1 protein-coding gene is annotated in these 348 nt (G+C 50.0%); it reads right to left on the reverse strand.

Annotated features, from left to right (window positions below; all coding sequences use genetic code 11):
* Positions 1-348 (reverse strand): transposase (locus M3650_RS31440; protein ID WP_251580286.1); only part of this gene is annotated, 348 nt, incomplete at both ends.

Genomic DNA, 348 nt, shown 5'->3' on the forward strand with positions numbered 1-348 from the left:
TCGCTTTCCTGAAACTCTGCCTGCGCCAAATGCTCATGGCTCTTTATGCTTACCGAATACGTTTTGCTCTTTGCGCCTTCCTTGTAGCAGCCTTCCCGGAGCGGGCACCGTTTGCACTTCTCCACGTTAAAATAATAGGTGTCCACCTGGTTCTTCCCTCGGCCTTTCTTACCCTGCCGCGCCCGGCGAGTCGCCAAATGCCCCGCCTTGCAGACGTATAGCCCCGCATCTTTATTGAATTCAAATTCATCTTCTTTCTTTCGGTTACCCTGCGTAATTAAAGGGTTTAATTTCGCCACTAATTCAATCTCGTTTTGGGCGCTGTACGCCAGATTGTCTTTTTCCGAG

Origin of the sequence: Paenibacillus sp. MER TA 81-3 (genome assembly GCF_023713585.1) — a bacterium.
GTDB lineage: Bacteria > Bacillota > Bacilli > Paenibacillales > Paenibacillaceae > Paenibacillus_B > Paenibacillus_B profundus.